This is a genomic window from Halomonas sp. BDJS001, assembly GCF_026104355.1.
GTDB lineage: Bacteria > Pseudomonadota > Gammaproteobacteria > Pseudomonadales > Halomonadaceae > Vreelandella.
On record NZ_CP110535.1, the window covers coordinates 483,048 to 499,089 of the forward strand.

Below are 16,042 nucleotides of genomic sequence, written 5' to 3' on the forward strand. Positions count from 1 at the left end.
GCCGGTGGTTTAACAACGCTGCTTATTCACGCACTTTAGGCAGCGCTGAGCGTTCCTCCCGATAAGTGCTGACATCGCTGGGTTCGTCGCCAGGGTTAAAGCGTATGTCCAGAGTGCGCTCGCGCAGCGATGGCCAGAGAGCTTTGATATCCTCAAGGCTAACGTTCAGCACTAGCTCGGCCAACTTATCACGGCGGTCAAAGCGAACGTCTTCAAGTGCCGTGGCCTGCCAGTAGCGGTTAGCCATGCCCGCCAGGCTGGTATCGCGCTGGCGCAACTGGTCGTGCACCGCTTGGCGATAAGGCGCTAAGTCAGCGTCGCTAAGCTGTTCAAGACGTTGGCTGGCCTCGTCAAGAAACGCATCTATCCGCTCAGCAATAGTGCCGCTCTCGACATCGGGGGATTGCACCATAAGGGCAATTCCTGGCGCTTCGAGCAGCGGCGAATAGCCAGCGTTGACGATGTAGCCGAGCTGCTGCTCGGTGCGCAGCTGTTGGTAGAACGGTGTCTCTAGCCACTGGGCAATCACCGCGGTGGTGGCTTGCTCCGCTGGCGTCTGATCGCGACCCTGTAGATAACGCAGCACCAAAGACTCATCCCGTGAGCTGTGAGGGTGCAGCACGCTGTGCTCCTCACTGGCCGCAAGTGGCGTTAAGTTCGCAATAGCGTCGCGGGTTAGCCGTGGCTTGAGCTTGGCGCGCATTAGCTGTGTTTGCTCACGCGCCAGGTCAGCGTCCAGGTTGCCCACTGCCATGGCATCGACGTACAGATCGGCGAGAAAGCGCTGGCGGAAATCTTCCAGATGGCTGCGGTCAAAACGCTCGCTGGCAGCGAGAAGCTCAGCAGTAGACCATTGTGGTGTGAGCAGGGCTTCCCCCAGCGTACGGCTGGCCTGCCCGGTGAGCGACGCCTGAGGCGCGTTGCGCCACTCGCGCTGCAGTTGGTAACGCACGCGCTCGAAAGCGCTGTCGCTGATCTCCGCGTGCGCTAATTGCTCAAGGGCTTGTTCAATCAGCGGGGTTTGGCCATCACGCCAGCCTGAGAACGATAGCGTCATGCCCCTGGCGTGGGGGTAAGCGCTAAACGATTGTCCTGCCAGCCACGCGGGGTAGAGGGTTTCATTCAAACTGTCGTTGAGCCAACTGGCGAGCAGCCGAGTGAGCACTGCTTCATGGGCAGAGTAGCTGGCGGTGGGGCTTTGTAGGCTGACTCGCCACTCAACTTTGGGCGTGTTAAAACGATCATCCTGCATATGCCAGGCGCTGAACGATGGCGTATCGACCAGCAGGCTGGGGCGCTCATCCTGGCCCTCCAGCAGTGTTAAATCATTGGCAATAAAGGGGTTGGGGCCAGGGAGGGCTAAACCATCAAGCACCTGGCCTGGCTGGTCGGGTGTTTGCTCTTTCCATTGGGCATTGAACCACGGTGAGACGGTGTCGCTTTCCACATCCGGCGCCGAGTAGAAGCGCAGCATGTTATCCGACGTTAGGGCATCCAGGTAAGTCTGCTGGCGCTCTGCGTCGGGGCCATCCATACGGTAAGCTGCGTACTGCACGTCTTCTACCGGGTAGCGCGATAGGCTCATGGAGAGGCGCGTGGCTTCCTGCTGTGGGGCGCCGTGCTGCTGGAAGCGGAAGGCTTGCTCATTGAGGTCTGCCTGCTCCTGGTAACGCCATTCAGAGAGGCCGTCGTTACGCAGTTGCTCAATGGCGGCAAACAGGGTGGCTTCAATGTCGTCCAAGCGTTCGGCGCCTGCAGGCGTCAGGCTGATGGAGATAGTAAATAGCGCTTCGTTACCATCGCCGCGTCCTACTCCGGCGGAAAGCCCATCGGCCAGTCCCGCATCGCGTAGCACCGCTAACAGGCTGCCTTCGCCCTCATCGCCCAGTAGGTGGGCGATCACCTGAGTGGGTTTTGTGCGGTAGTCGTCGGTGGGGTCGGGCACCGGGAAGTAGAAATTCACCTGGCGGCGATCCTGCAGCGACTGACGCTCGATATAGCGGGGGAGCGTGTCTGAATCAACCAGTGGCGCGTCAATCGTCGGCACACTTAAGTCGTTGTCGGGAATATCGGCAAAGCGTTCGGCTACCCACTCCTCAAGCGTCTCGAGCGGCTGAGGCGCTACAATGGCCAAGTTCATCACATTGGCATCGTAGTGCTGATGATAGAAGTCGATGACCCGCTCGCGTAGCGTCGCTTCACCTTCAGGCGGACTGGCCAGTGTTTCCCGGCTACCCACGGCAAAACCGGTGGTGGGGTTGTCAGGGTTGAACAGTTGGTTTAGCACATCGTTTTCGCGACGGGACTCATCACGAATACGTGCCATGTACTCCGAGTGAACGATATTGCGTTCGCTCTCCAGGTGGTCGGCGTTAAACAGTGGTGAGAGGAAAAATTCGCTGAAACGATCCAGTGCACCCGGCAGTGCCGAGGGCTCAATATCAAAGAAGTAATTGGTATCCTGCTGCGCGGTAAAGGCGTTGTGAGAGCCCGCGTTATTGGAAATATAGCGCTGGTAGGCATCAGATTCCGGGTAGGGCTCGGTGCCTAAAAACAGCATATGCTCGAGGAAGTGCGCTAACCCCTGGAGGTCGTCGGGATCTTGGGCGCTGCCGACACGCACATTCATCGAGGCCGCTGCCTTGTCAGCTTCCGGGTCGCTGACCAGCAACACATTGAGGCCATTTTCAAGGGTCAGCACGCGGTAGTCCCGGCTGTCATAAGGGCTAATGATCGGGGTGACGGTTTCGGCAATGGCGTCGGCAACGGCGTCATCGTCTTCAGCGAAGGCAAGTGGCGTTATGGCGATGCTGGCGATAATACCAATCACTGTGCACTGAGGAAAAAGACGCCAGCGGTTCAAGCAAGTGGATCGCAACATTACAGCTCCTGTGACACAGTCCAGCGCAGCATCGACCCATTGGGATGGGCGCAGGCCGGTGACTGGTAGGCGGGATTATTGACATGTTTAGATACCGGAAAAGCGCCCAACAGTTCCAACGGCGCGGGTGCTAACAGCGAATTAAGCGTTTCGGTATCGGTGTCGGGGTTGAGCCAGGCGGCTAGCGCATGGCTGGGAATGGTGACCGGCAAGCGGTCGGTTAACGGTGATAACAGCAGATTGGCGGGCACGGTGATCAGTGCCGCTGAATCGGTGAATGCCGTTAACGAGGTGTGGTAGCGGCACCATAGGGCGCCCAACAGCAGCGGCGCGCGGGATACCTGGGTGACTAAATAGGGCTGCTTGCTGCGCGGCTGGGTTTTCCATACATAGAAACCGCTCACCGGAATAACGCAGCGGCGCGCGCTAAAGGCATCGCGAAACATCGCCCGTGATTCAAGCGTCTCCGCCCGGGCGCAGTGGGGCGCGTGATCCAGCACCTCCAGCCAGGGCGGCGTCAGGCCCCAAAAAAGCGACGAAAGCCGGTATTCGCCCTGCTCTAGTCGAATTGCCGAGATTGGCCGCCGGGGGGCCAGATTAGGCGACTCAACCAGGGGCTCGGCGTTGACTAGCGTCGGCAGTAAACGGGTCAGCGGTAAATTTTGCACATGCAGTCGCCCCGTCATACCTATCTCCTACTCATTAAGATCTTCCCGGAAATTAAGCAAAATTGTCGAGAAAGTGTAACTGGATAGCGGGCGACTTCGCGCAATAAAGCACGAAATGGTGTGTTTTAGTGTCGAAAACAGTGTTCGATGTAAGGTATCCTATCGTATCCCTTGCTCCCGCTAAAGCGCAGTGAGGCTTTCCTCCTTGTTTGCCGTTGACCTTAAGAGATCGCCATGGCCCGTCCTAGACAGCATGCGCCCGATGCCCTCCACGCGCAGGTCATGCACGCTTGTGATGAGTGGTTGGCTGAACAGCCAGTCCATGGTCTCTCACTGCGTGCTTTGGCTAGAGAGGTTGGCTGTGCCCCCAGCACCCTACTGAAGCTATATGGCAGCTTCAATAACTTATTGCAGCACGTCAATGTGGAAACTTTGGCACGCTTACAGCACACCATTACCAGCTTGGTCGATGATGACCCTGAGCCATGGCTGCGCTCGCTGGCGCATGCCTACTGGCGGTTCGCCGAGCAGGATTGTTACCGTTGGCAACTGCTGTTCGATTACCCACTGGCCCAGGAGGGTGAGCTTGATCAGCGCCAAAGCGATTTGATCGAAGCGCTATTTACTCAAGTGGAGGCCTCGCTGAAAGCCTACCAGCCCGCGCTGGATGATCTCGAAGCCCGCCGTTTGGGGCGCACGCTGTGGGGTAGCGTCCACGGCTTGGTTCAGCTAGGGCTTAATGAGCGATTGGGCTATTGGCAGGGCCAGCAGTTGAAAGTGGATGAGCTGTTGGATCAACTGATGAGCACCATTCTGGCCGGCTTGCGCCATCGTGAGGCGGCGACGTGACCTGGGGTGTCAATGCGGGGCGTCAGGCGCTGCGCTGGCTGATTTTTGTCTCAATGCGCCTCTGCTACCGGCTGCAGGTGCATGGACGTGAGCATATCCCTAAGCAGGGCGCTGCATTAGTGGTGTGTAACCACGTCAGTTTTATGGATGCCCTGGTGCTTGGTGGCGCTAGTCCTCGGCCGCTGCGTTTTGTTATGGATCAGCCGATCTTCGACTCACCCTGGCTTAAGTGGTGGTTTCAGTTGGTAGGCGCCATTCCCATTGAGTCTGAGCGGCGTAGCCCCGGTGCTCTAAGGCGCGCCCTGGATGACGTGAGCACAGCGCTGCGCCAGGGGCAGGTCGTGATGGTCTTTCCTGAAGGGCGACTGACCCCGGATGGTGAAATTCACGCCTTTCGGCGCGGTTTGGAAGCCATTCTCGCTCGGGATGATGTGCCGGTGATTCCCGCAGGGCTGGCAGGCTTATGGGGGTCGTGGACATCCCACCATAACGGCAAAGCACTCAAAAAGTGCCCAAGGCGCTTCCGGGCGCCGGTGAGCTTGCACTTTGGGCCTCCACTCAACCGTCTGGACGCCGATGATATAGCGCTGCGGCGGTTTCTAGAAGCGCGGGTCAGGGCTTTAAAAGCGGCGGCTGATCAGGAGCTATCCCGCCGCCGTTAGCTCGCTTGCTAGCGGCGAGCCGCCCGCTGCTTTTGCCAGCAGCGCGCCGAGGTGATGAGGTTGTCGCGAATCTCCAAAATCTCCATGCGCATATTGCCAATTTGCAGACACGCAGGCCCTTCCGGAAAGGCTTCCAGATGCTCAAGGATGAGTCCGTTGAGCGTCTTGGGGCCATCGGTCGGCAACTGCCAGCCGAGCATCTTGTTAATCTCACGAATATTGGCGGTGCCTTCAATTACGTGGCTGCCGTCATCCTGCTGGTGAATTTCTTCATCCTCAGAGACATCGGTGGTGAACTCGCCCACGATCTCTTCCAGAATATCTTCCAGGGTGACCAAACCCTCTACGTCGCCGTACTCATCCACCACAATGCCGATACGCCGTTTCTGCTTCTGAAAGTTGAGCAGTTGGGTATGTAGCGGCGTGGATTCGGGAATGAAATAGGGTTCCCGTGCCTCCTGCACAATAGAGGCCTTGGTGACTTCGTCCCGGGAGAGAAAGCGGGCTGCGTTGCGCAGATGCAGCATGCCGATAATATTATTGATATCGCCTTTATAGACCGGTAGCCGGGTATGCTGGCTGGTACGAATCTGGGTCAAAATATCTTCGAGAGAGTCATCCAGGTCGATACCCAGCACCTCGTGGCGGGGCACCATAATGTCGTTCACGGTGACATTCTCAAGGTCAAGGATCGACAGCAGCATCGCCCGGTGGCGGTAAGGGATCAGCGTGCCCGCCTCATGAACCACCGTACGCAGCTCGTCGCGGGTCAGGCTGTCGCCGCCGTTATCAACGCTTTTGACGCCCACCAGCCGGAGCAGGCCGTTAGACATGACGTTGACCAACCATACCAGCGGGTAAAGCAGCTTTAACAGCGGCTCAAGGGCATAGGACGTAGGATAGGCGATGCGTTCGGGCTTGATTGCGGCGTAAGTTTTCGGCGTGACTTCGGCAAAGATCAGAATCGTGATAGTCAGCAGGGCGGTCGAGATCGCAGGCCCTGATACGTCGCCGAAGAAGTGAATGGCGATAATAGTCGCAATGGACGCCGCCAGGTTGTTGACGAAGTTGTTGCCGATCAGGATAACGCCGATCAGGCGGTCTGGGCGGGTGAGCAAGCGCATAACCCGTTTGGCTCTGCGGTCACCGCTGTTGGCTTGATGGCTCAAGCGGTAGCGGTTAATCGACATCATGCCGGTTTCAGAGCTGGAGAAAAACGCAGAAAGCAGTATCAGTAAGGCTAGCAGGCCGAACAGTAACCCCAGGGGGAAGTCGTCGCTCAAGTCGAAAAGTCCTTTGTGGCGAATTAGGCTCGATTTGTAGAAGGTAGCGAGTAGTGTGTCAAGACAACCAAAGGCGTGGTTGCGCCCCCGTTAGCGGTTGAGTCGTTATCGATTGAGTACAACCTCAAGTACGAACTTACTGCCAAAGTAGGCCAGCACCAGCAGGCCGCAGCCCCCCAGTGTCCAGCGCACGGCACGCATGCCGCGCCAGCCAAAGCGATAACGACCAACCAACAGGGTAGTGAAGATTACCCAGGCCAGTAGCGAGAGTACGGTTTTGTGCGCCAAATGCTGGGCAAAGAAGTTGTCGAGAAAAATAAGCCCGCTGGCGATGGAGAGCGTCAATAGAATAATGCCCGCCCACACCAGTTCAAAAAGTACCCGCTCCATGGTGGTGAGCGGCGGCAGCGACTGCACGATGCCGCGGATATGATGGTGACGCAGCGCCTGGTTCTGTAGGCCGACCAGCACCGCTTGGACGGCGGCAATTGCCAGCACGGCAAACGCCAGCGCTGAACTTATCGCATGCAACAAAATGCCCGGTGTAAGCCCGGTATGACCACCCTGATTCGGCAGCCAAGTGGCGGCGAGTAGCGCAATACCCGCCAACGGGAAGAGTACAATCCCGGCGTTAAGCACTGGTTTAAACAGGCTGGCAACTAGCACGACGTTGACCGCGACCGCCATCAGCAATGTGGCGCTGGTGGTAAACCCAGGCAGTAGGCCGGGGGACTGCCCCAATAGTTTGACCACCACAGGAATGTGCAACAGTAGGCCCAATACGGCGAGCAGGCGTACCATGCCCTGGCGGGGCGGCACGCGCCGGAACAGCGTCATGCCTTGCCAAATGGCAGCGGCAACATAAAGAACAAAAGCAATCGTGGCGAAAGGGAGCGCCTGCATGATGCTATCCGTGCGCCTTGCAGCGCGTTGCTGTGAATAAATAAACGAATTAAGTGTGATTGCGATGAGAATCTATCCAACTACTATAACTAATCAAAGCGGCGTCGCCCAGCAGGGCAAACGTATGAAAATAGGTAAAGACTCGGAGTAGGTCGGTAGGATTGCTAATCCTCTCCCATGGAGACTCGAAGCGTGAGCGCGTATAATCTTTTTACTAAATAGTCCAGGGCGTGCGCGCCGACGGCAGTGACGGAGGCAGAGAGGCCCCATGTTCCAGAATCTAAGTGAGCGTCTTTCCCAGACGCTAAAGTCGATCAAGGGTCAGGCTCGCCTGACTGACGACAATATTAAAGATACCCTGCGCGAAGTACGCCGCGCACTGCTTGAGGCCGACGTAGCACTGCCGGTCATCAAGGCGTTTATCGAACGTGTCCGCGAGCGGGCGGTCGGCCAGGAAGTATCCAAAAGCCTGTCACCAGGCCAGCAGTTCGTCAAAATCGTCCAGCAGGAGCTGGAAGCGATTATGGGCGAAGCCAACGACGGCTTTGTGCTCAAGGGCTCCCCCGCCGTTGTATTGATGGCTGGCTTGCAGGGGGCGGGTAAAACTACCTCTGTGGCCAAGCTGGCACGCTACCTTCGCGAGCGCGAGAAGAAGAAAGTCTTGGTAGTGTCTGCCGACGTTTATCGCCCGGCAGCCATCGACCAGCTCGAAACCCTGGCCAAAGAGGTCGAGGTGGATTTCTTCCCCTCGCGCTCCGACCAGCAGCCGGTGGCGATTGCCGAAGCGGCTATCAAGCACGCCAAGATCCAGTTTCACGATGTGGTGCTGATCGATACCGCCGGTCGACTGGCGATTGATGAAGCCATGATGGCGGAGATCCAGGCACTGCATAAAGCGGTCTCGCCTCAAGAAACGCTGTTTGTCGTCGACGCCATGACCGGCCAGGACGCCGCCAATACCGCCAAGGCGTTCAGTGAAGCGCTGCCGCTAACCGGTGTGATCCTTACCAAAGCGGACGGTGATGCCCGCGGCGGTGCGGCGCTTTCTGTGCGCCACATTACCGGCAAGCCGATCAAGTTTATGGGTGTCGGTGAAAAAGTCGATGCCTTAGAGCCGTTCCACCCAGACCGGGTCGCTTCACGTATCCTGGGGATGGGCGACATGCTGTCGCTGATCGAGGAAGCCGAGCGCACCGTCGACAAATCCAAAGCCGAGCAACTTGCCAAAAAGGTCAAGAAAGGCGACGGCTTTGACCTGGAAGATTTTCGCGACCAGCTCCAGCAGCTCAAGAAAATGGGCGGTATGGGTGGCCTGTTAGGCAAGCTTCCCGGCATGGGCCAGATGGCCGAGATGGCCCAGGGCCCTGGGCCAGAGAAAGAGCTGGGTAAGCTGGAGGCACTGATTAACTCCATGACCCCCAAAGAGCGCCGCAAGCCCGACATTATCAACGGCTCGCGCAAACGCCGTATAGCTGCTGGCGCGGGCCTACAGGTGCCTGACCTGAACCGTCTGCTCAAGCAGCATAAGCAGATGCAGAAAATGATGAAGAAAGCAGGTCAGAAAGGTGGCATGCAGAAAATGATGCGCGGTATGTCCGGCATGATGGGCGGCGGCGGTGGCCCGGGCGGCCCAGGTGGCATGGGTGGTATGGGCGGCCCCGGTGGATTGCCGCGGCGCTAAAATGCCAATAGTGAAAGCGCTGATGCGCTGGCTGAGGTTGACGGTCTATGAGTTTTCTGGCTATCAGGCTTTCCAAGCCGAGCGCATTTGCGTAGAATGCGGCCTCTTCATGCGTGGGCGTTGCGTAAAATCGCGTCAATCGCGGTAGCAGCGCCACCCAATGAAGGCCTTTATATAGCCTATAGCACGACGAGTGTTCCGGTAGCGGTTAGCGCTAACAACACACTCTCGTAACCTCAACCGAAGGATAGTTATCGTATGGTTACCATTCGTTTGGCCCGTGGTGGCGCCAAGAAGCGTCCCTTTTACCACCTGACCGTTACCGACTCGCGTAACGCTCGCGACGGTCGTTTCATCGAGCGTATCGGCTTCTTCAACCCGGTTGCCCGTGGTCAGGAAGAGCGTCTGCGCGTTGACCTGGATCGCGTTGTTCACTGGCAGAGCCAAGGCGCCCAGTTGTCTGGTCGTGTTGCTGAGCTGGTTAAAGAAGCACGCAAACAGGCTTAAGCCTGCTTTTGAGTCTTGTTGTCTGAGACTTATTGTGTGAGAAAGTGAGTGCTGGGTAGCTGAGGTCGTCGATGACGCGTTTTGAAAATAGCCAAACTGACGACACGCATGTGGTGCTAGGCAAGCTAACTAGCCCTTATGGGGTGAAAGGTTGGCTCAAGGTGTACTCCTACACTAGCCCAATGGACAGCATTCTTGAGTACCCGGAATGGTGGGTGCGCCAAGGCGAAACCCTAAAGCGCATAAGCATTGTTCAGGGACGTCGGCAGGGCAAGGGAATTGTAGTGCAACTTGAAGGGGTCGATGACCGTAGTGCGGCGGAAGCATTAGCCCAAACGGACATCCTGATGCCCAAAGAGGCGCTGCCTGAGCTTTCCGACGATGAGTATTATTGGCATGAGCTTGAAGGCATGGCGGTCTTCACTCAGGCTGGTGAACGGCTAGGACGGGTCAGCTACCTGTTTGAAACCGGCGCCAACGATGTCATGGTGGTTCGCGGCGATTCTGAGTCAATCGACAAGCGTGAGCGACTGCTGCCATTTTTGCCAGACGACGTCATTATTGAAATCAGTTCCCAAGAGGGCCGGATGGTCGTCAATTGGGATCCTGAGTTTTGACCAAACGTATGAACAGTTTGAGCAGTGATGCATCGACCGACTCAACCGAGTTGGAGAGTGGCAACGCGCCGGAAACGGCGAGCGAAGCAGCAGCGCCGGCAATGTGGATTGGTGTAGTCTCGTTGTTTCCCGAGATGTTTGACGCGCTAACCCAACAGGGCGTGGTCGGCAGAGCGGTAGAGAAACAGCGTATTGCACTGGAATTTTGGAACCCGCGGGATTACGCCACTGACCGCCACCGCAGCGTCGATGACCGCCCCTATGGTGGTGGTCCAGGCATGTTGATGAAAGTCGACACCCTGCGCGCAGCGATCTTTGCGGCCCGGGAGCGGGCGCAGCAAGCCACCGGCTTAAAGCCGACGGTGATCTACCTTTCGCCCCAGGGGCGTAAGCTGGATCAGCAGGGCGTTCAAGCACTGGCATCCGCCGGGCCTTTAGTGGTCGTGGCAGGGCGCTATGAAGGCATTGATGAACGCGTGGTGGAGAGTGACATTGATGAAGAGTGGTCGATTGGTGACTATGTGCTGAGCGGCGGTGAGCTGCCGGCGATGGTGCTGATCGATGCAGCGGCAAGGCTGATTCCCGGTGTACTGGGTCATCAGGATTCCGCTATCGAAGACTCGTTTAATGACGGTCTGTTAGACTGCCCGCACTATACCCGTCCAGAAGTCATCGACGGGCGCCAGGTGCCGGATGTGCTGTTAAGCGGTAATCATGCAGCCATCAAACGCTGGCGATTAAAGCAGTCATTAGGCCGGACATGGCAGCGCCGTCCAGACCTGTTGGAAGGGCGCACGTTAGATGTCGAACAGCGCAAGCTGTTGAACGAGTTTATCGAAGAACACGCTCTGCCTACTAAGTAGTGTGTTTCAGCTACCTAGATCAGAGCGGCGGTGCAGGGCGAAAAAGCGCACCTGTGTCACCCATAACGACTCCCGCGTAGCTCGTTTCGAGCGCCGGGATCACGGCTTCCGCCACCCATGATAGAGCGGTCAAGCCAACACGTTATTCAGGAGTATGATGATGAGCAGCAAAAGCAAAGTGATCCAGGCGATCGAATCTGAGCAAATGGGCAAGGAAATTCCTACCTTTGCCCCCGGCGACACTATTGTCGTTCAGGTAAAAGTAAAAGAAGGCACTCGCGAGCGTCTGCAGGCGTTTGAAGGTGTGGTCATTGGTAAGCGTAACCGTGGCCTGAACTCCGCTTTCACCGTGCGTAAAATTTCTCACGGCGTTGGCGTTGAGCGTACCTTCCAGACCTACAGCCCGCTGGTTGACTCGATCGAAGTCAAGCGTCGCGGTGACGTGCGTCAAGCCAAGCTTTACTACCTGCGCGAGCGCAGCGGTCGTTCTGCACGTATCAAGGAAAAGCTGGCTTAAACGCCACTGTTCCCCGGGCGCACGCTGTTGGCGTTGCGTCCGGATACCAAGACCCCGTCACCGCTTTGCGGGGCGGGGTTTTGTTTATGCCGCTCAATAAAAGCGGCTGGAGGTGACTAACCTATGAGCGTTATCGATGCTTTTTTAGATGCTCTCTGGCTTGAGCAGGGCGCCAGCGATCATACGTTAGCCGCCTATCGGCGTGATTTAACCGCCTGGCAGGGCCACCTGGAGAGCCACGGTGAAGCCCTCTTGGCGCCGCCGCCGGAGCGCCTCAGTGAATGGCTGGCCAGCCGCCGGGAGGAAGGCTATCAACTGCGCAGCAATGCCCGGCTGCTGTCGACGCTGCGCAGCTTTTACCGCTGGGGGCGTTTAAATAATCAGGTGGAGAGCGATCCACTCACCGATATCAAGTTACCCCGCGTCATACCAGGTTTGCCGAACACCTTGGAAGAGGATGAGGTAGAGCGCCTGTTGATGGCGCCGGATACCGATACCCCGCTGGGCGTCCGCGACCGCGCCATGCTGGAGTTACTCTATGCCTGTGGTCTGCGTGTCTCTGAGCTGGTGGGGCTTACCGGAGACGCGGTTAATTTAAGCCAAAACGTGGTGCGGGTGCGCGGTAAAGGCGATAAAGACCGTTTGGTGCCCATGGGAGAAGAGGCGGCGGATTGGCTGGCGCACTATATGCAGAGCGCACGGCTGGCGCTAATGAGCGACCCGACCCGGCCAGCGCTGTTTCCTGGGCGGGGCGATAAAGCCATGACCCGGCAAACCTTTTGGCACCGGATTAAGGTGCATGCAATAACAGCCGGGATTACTCGACCACTGTCGCCACATACACTTCGCCATGCATTTGCTACCCATTTATTGAATCATGGGGCCAATTTGCGGGTCGTACAGCTGCTGCTGGGTCATAGCGACCTGTCGACGACCCAAATTTATACCCATGTAGCCCAGGCGCGCTTGGAAAGCTTACATGCAGAACATCACCCAAGAGGCTGAATTGATGATGCGTCAACGCCGTTTAGTAGTATCTCCTTTAGTAACACCTGTCTCACTGCTGACGTGCCTGTTAACCGTCAGCCTGTTACCTTCCGCTGCCCAGGCGGACGAGGTGGCTGATCGACTTGCTGAATCGCTGAGTGTTAATGGACAGAAAATGCCGGTGGAAACGGTCACTGAGACACCCATGGAGGGCGTCTATCATGTGCAGCTGGAGAGTGGCGAAGCCTTCTACTCCAACGCTGACGGTAGCCACTTTCTGGTCGGTGACCTGTACGAAAATGCCGATGAAGGGTTGGTCAATTTGACCGAACAAGAGCAGAACCAAGAACGTGCCGATGCATTGGCAGCCGTACCTGACGATGAGTTAGTGATCTTCCGCGGTGCCGATGAACCGAAAGCCACTATAACGGTGTTTACTGACCCTACCTGCCCCTACTGCGCGCGGTTACACGACACCATTCCAGAGTTGAATGAACGCGGTATCGCTGTTCACTACATGGCGTTTCCCCGTGCGGGCATGGGCAGCCAAGCGGCGACCACGCTGCAGCAGGTATGGTGCTCGGATAATCGCAGCGAAGCGATGACCCAAGCCAAAGAGGGTGAGGCGATTTCCAGTGCAGCAGACTGCGACAATCCAGTGGCGGGGCAGTATGATCTGGGTAAGGCACTGGGCGTACAGGGCACGCCGGCGATTATTTTGCCCGATGGGCAAATGGTGCCGGGGTTTGTGCCCCCCGAGCGGCTCTCTGCCATGTTAGGCTTGGATGACGCATAACGTCACCTCCAAAGATAAAGCAAAACGCTGAGACACGGTCTTTAAGATCGACTTCAACACCGTAATTAAGGCCAGCACCACCAGGTGCACAACACGAAAGGGGAAGTATTTTGAAACCGGTAAGAGTAGGTATTTGTGGTCTAGGTACTGTCGGTGGCGGCACCTTTAACGTATTGACTCGCAACGCTGATGATATTGCGCGTCGTGCTGGCCGCCCTATTGTGATTGAGCAGGTTGCTCACCGCAGTATTCATCCTGACTGCGATATTACCGGCATCAATGCCACCTCCGATGTGTTTGAAGTGGCGACCAATCCCAATGTGGATGTCCTGGTGGAGCTCATAGGCGGTTACGATATCGCCCGCGAGCTGGTGCTCACCGCCATTGAAAACGGCAAGCACGTGGTCACTGCCAACAAGGCGCTGATTGCAGTGCACGGCAACGAAATCTTCAAGGCCGCTCATGAAAAGGGCGTCATCGTGGCGTTTGAGGCCGCGGTGGCCGGCGGTATCCCCGTCATTAAATCGCTGCGCGAGGGCCTGGGTGCCAACCGCATCGAGTGGGTGGCGGGCATTATCAACGGCACTGGCAACTATATCCTTACCCATATGCGCGATGAAGGCCGCGCCTTTGAAGACGTGCTCGCAGAAGCCCAGGCGCTAGGCTACGCCGAGTCCGATCCCACCTTTGACGTGGAAGGTATCGATGCCGCGCACAAGCTGACGATTTTGGCCTCGATTGCCTACGGCGTGCCGCTGCAGTTCGAGAAAGCCTTCACTGAAGGTATCTCGCGGATTACTGCGGAAGACGTCGAGCAAGCCGACAATCTAGGCTATGTGATCAAGCACCTGGGTATTTCAAAGCGCACTGATCAGGGCCTTGAGCTGCGGGTTCACCCCACGCTGATCCCGAAAGAGCGCCTGCTGGCCAATGTACACGGCGTCAAAAATGCCATTGCGGTGATGGGCGATGCGGTAGGACCGACGCTCTACTACGGCGCGGGTGCGGGCGCAGAGCCTACCGCCTCGGCGGTGGTGGCTGACTTACTCGACGTGGCGCGGGATATCTCCACCGACCACCACTACCGGGTTCCCTATCTGGCGTTTAGCGGCATTGACGAAGATGTCAGCCAACTGCCCATCATGCCGATGGAAGACATCACCACCGCCTATTACCTGCGCTTGTTGGCGGTTGATCGCCCCGGTGTTCTGGCGCGGGTGGCCACCATTTTGGCCGAGCAGGGCATCTCTATTGAAGCGCTGATTCAGAAAGAGGCCACTGAAGGCGAATTGGTGCCAATTATCCTGCTTACTCACCGCACCAAAGAGAAGCAGATGAATGAAGCAATCCGCGAAATTGAGTCCATGGCCGATATTGCCGGGTCGTTAACGCGCATTCGCGTAGAAAGCCTGGACGAAGGGGAGTAAGCAAGATGCGCTATATCAGCACGCGTGGGCAAGCGCCCGCGCTCTCCTTTGAAGAAGTGGTGCTCACCGGTATGGCCAGCGACGGCGGCCTCTATGTGCCGGAAACTCTGCCTGAACTCTCCCGTGAAGAGTTGGCCGACATGGCCGGGCTCTCCTACGCGGAAATCGCTTTCCGCGTGATGAAGCCGTTTGTGAACGGAGAGATCGACGACGAGACTTTCCGCAGCATCGTGACCGAGGCCTACGCGACCTTTAATCACGACGCAGTCGTGCCCCTCAAGCAGCTGGATGCCAATCACTTCCTGCTTGAGCAGTTCCACGGCCCGACCCTGGCATTTAAAGACGTAGCGTTACAACTGCTCGGCCGCTTGCTCGATCACTTCCTGAAAAAGCGCGGCGAGCGCGCGGTGATCATGGGCGCGACCTCGGGTGATACCGGCTCGGCGGCGATTGAGGGCTGCCGCCACTGCGACAACCTGGATATCTTTATCCTGCACCCGCACAACCGGGTCTCGGAAGTGCAGCGCCGGCAAATGACCTCGGTGCTGGCCAATAACGTCTTTAATATTGCCATTGAAGGCAATTTCGACGATGCCCAGGCGATGGTCAAGGCCAGCTTTGCCGATCAATCGTTCCTCAACGGTACGCGGTTGGTCGCAGTGAACTCGATCAACTGGGCGCGCATTATGGCGCAGATCGTTTACTACATCGCCTCCGGCGTTGCCCTGGGCGCGCCGCACCGCGAAGTAAGCTTCTGTGTGCCTTCGGCTAATTTTGGCAACGTGTTTGCCGGTTATATGGCCTACAAAATGGGTCTGCCGGTGAAGCAGTTCATCATCGCCACCAACGCCAACGATATTCTGCACCGCACCCTGGCCGCCAACGATTTCTCCAAAAAAGAGCTGGCGGCTACTTTGGCGCCCTCCATGGATATCGTGGTGTCGTCTAACTTTGAACGCCTGCTGTTTGACGCCTACGACCGCGATGGTTTGGCCGTCGCGGCGCTACTTGAACGTTTCCAGCGGGAACCCACGGCGCTGGCCGATGCGCCGCTGGCCAAGCTGCGCGAGAAGTTTTCCAGCTACAGCGTGGATGACGCGACGATTCTGGAAGCCATCCGTGACGCTCACAAGCGCACCGGTGAAATGCTCGATCCGCACACCGCTACCGGCTATCGTGCCGCCGAACGCGCCCGGGCAGATCAGTCAACGCCGATGATAACCCTGGCCACTGCGCACCCGGCTAAATTCGCCGAGGCTGTTGTGAAGGCGGGCTTCCTGGGCGTGCCGCTACCGCCGCATATGGAAGACCTGATTGAGCGCGAAGAGCGCTACACCGTGCTGCCTGCCGAGCTTGCCGCCGTGCAGCAGTTTGTTGTGGAAAATCGTCGTTGAAAGCCCG

At 57.5% G+C, this 16,042-nt stretch carries 15 protein-coding genes; 11 read left to right on the forward strand and 4 right to left on the reverse strand.

Going from position 1 to position 16,042, the window contains the following annotated elements; all coding sequences use genetic code 11:
- Positions 1–22: 22 nt before the first annotated feature.
- Together OM794_RS02390 and OM794_RS02395 are read right to left on the reverse strand one after the other, a co-directional pair.
- A complete protein-coding gene (locus OM794_RS02390; protein WP_226250063.1) occupies positions 23–2,881 on the reverse strand; it encodes an insulinase family protein in 2,859 nt (952 codons plus the stop codon).
- Positions 2,881–3,567 (reverse strand): SOS response-associated peptidase, encoded by a 687-nt coding sequence (locus OM794_RS02395; protein WP_226250064.1) that lies wholly within the window; start codon positions 3,565–3,567, stop codon positions 2,881–2,883. The genes OM794_RS02390 and OM794_RS02395 overlap by 1 nt, the downstream gene beginning before the upstream one ends.
- A 216-nt stretch (positions 3,568–3,783) precedes the next feature.
- On the opposite strand from OM794_RS02395, the gene OM794_RS02400 reads away from it, so the two are divergent.
- Positions 3,784–4,398, forward strand: coding sequence for a TetR/AcrR family transcriptional regulator (locus OM794_RS02400; RefSeq protein ID WP_226250065.1), 615 nt, complete (start codon positions 3,784–3,786; stop codon positions 4,396–4,398).
- Positions 4,395–5,060 (forward strand): 1-acyl-sn-glycerol-3-phosphate acyltransferase, encoded by a 666-nt coding sequence (locus OM794_RS02405; RefSeq protein WP_226250066.1) that lies wholly within the window; start codon positions 4,395–4,397, stop codon positions 5,058–5,060. The genes OM794_RS02400 and OM794_RS02405 overlap by 4 nt, the downstream gene beginning before the upstream one ends.
- 8 nt (positions 5,061–5,068) lie before the next feature.
- On the opposite strand, the gene OM794_RS02410 is transcribed toward OM794_RS02405, so the two are convergent.
- Both OM794_RS02410 and OM794_RS02415 read right to left on the reverse strand, forming a co-directional pair.
- On the reverse strand, positions 5,069–6,343 hold the full coding sequence (locus tag OM794_RS02410) for an HlyC/CorC family transporter (protein WP_088698745.1): 1,275 nt from the start codon (positions 6,341–6,343) through the stop codon (positions 5,069–5,071).
- A 105-nt stretch (positions 6,344–6,448) separates the two neighbouring features.
- Positions 6,449–7,246 carry an inner membrane protein YpjD gene (locus OM794_RS02415; protein ID WP_226250067.1) on the reverse strand — a complete coding sequence of 266 codons (798 nt, stop codon included), beginning with the start codon at positions 7,244–7,246 and terminating at the stop codon, positions 6,449–6,451.
- Between the two features lie 268 nt (positions 7,247–7,514).
- Between OM794_RS02415 and ffh the strand changes: the two genes are divergently transcribed.
- The 9 genes from ffh (at position 7,515) to thrC (ending at position 16,035) form a co-directional block, all read left to right on the forward strand.
- The gene (gene ffh, locus OM794_RS02420; RefSeq protein ID WP_226250068.1) at positions 7,515–8,927 is read left to right on the forward strand and encodes a signal recognition particle protein; all 1,413 of its coding nucleotides are present in this window, start codon (positions 7,515–7,517) and stop codon (positions 8,925–8,927) included.
- Between the two features lie 258 nt (positions 8,928–9,185).
- On the forward strand, positions 9,186–9,434 hold the full coding sequence (rpsP, locus tag OM794_RS02425) for a 30S ribosomal protein S16 (protein WP_007111767.1): 249 nt from the start codon (positions 9,186–9,188) through the stop codon (positions 9,432–9,434).
- A gap of 71 nt (positions 9,435–9,505) precedes the next feature.
- Positions 9,506–10,051, forward strand: coding sequence for a ribosome maturation factor RimM (gene rimM / locus OM794_RS02430; protein ID WP_226250069.1), 546 nt, complete (start codon positions 9,506–9,508; stop codon positions 10,049–10,051).
- A gap of 101 nt (positions 10,052–10,152) precedes the next feature.
- Positions 10,153–10,914, forward strand: coding sequence for a tRNA (guanosine(37)-N1)-methyltransferase TrmD (gene trmD / locus OM794_RS02435; RefSeq protein WP_265154621.1), 762 nt, complete (start codon positions 10,153–10,155; stop codon positions 10,912–10,914).
- Positions 10,915–11,074: 160 nt separating this feature from the next.
- Positions 11,075–11,431, forward strand: coding sequence for a 50S ribosomal protein L19 (gene rplS / locus OM794_RS02440; protein ID WP_088698749.1), 357 nt, complete (start codon positions 11,075–11,077; stop codon positions 11,429–11,431).
- A 123-nt stretch (positions 11,432–11,554) separates the two neighbouring features.
- A complete protein-coding gene (xerD, locus tag OM794_RS02445) occupies positions 11,555–12,436 on the forward strand; it encodes a site-specific tyrosine recombinase XerD (protein ID WP_226250070.1) in 882 nt (293 codons plus the stop codon).
- Positions 12,411–13,214, forward strand: a complete 804-nt coding sequence (locus tag OM794_RS02450) for a DsbC family protein (protein ID WP_226250071.1) — start codon at positions 12,411–12,413, stop codon at positions 13,212–13,214. The genes xerD and OM794_RS02450 overlap by 26 nt, the downstream gene beginning before the upstream one ends.
- Positions 13,215–13,324: 110 nt before the next feature.
- Positions 13,325–14,641, forward strand: a complete 1,317-nt coding sequence (locus tag OM794_RS02455) for a homoserine dehydrogenase (RefSeq protein WP_226250072.1) — start codon at positions 13,325–13,327, stop codon at positions 14,639–14,641.
- A 5-nt stretch (positions 14,642–14,646) separates the two neighbouring features.
- A complete protein-coding gene (thrC, locus tag OM794_RS02460) occupies positions 14,647–16,035 on the forward strand; it encodes a threonine synthase (protein WP_226250073.1) in 1,389 nt (462 codons plus the stop codon).
- Positions 16,036–16,042 lie beyond the last annotated feature (7 nt).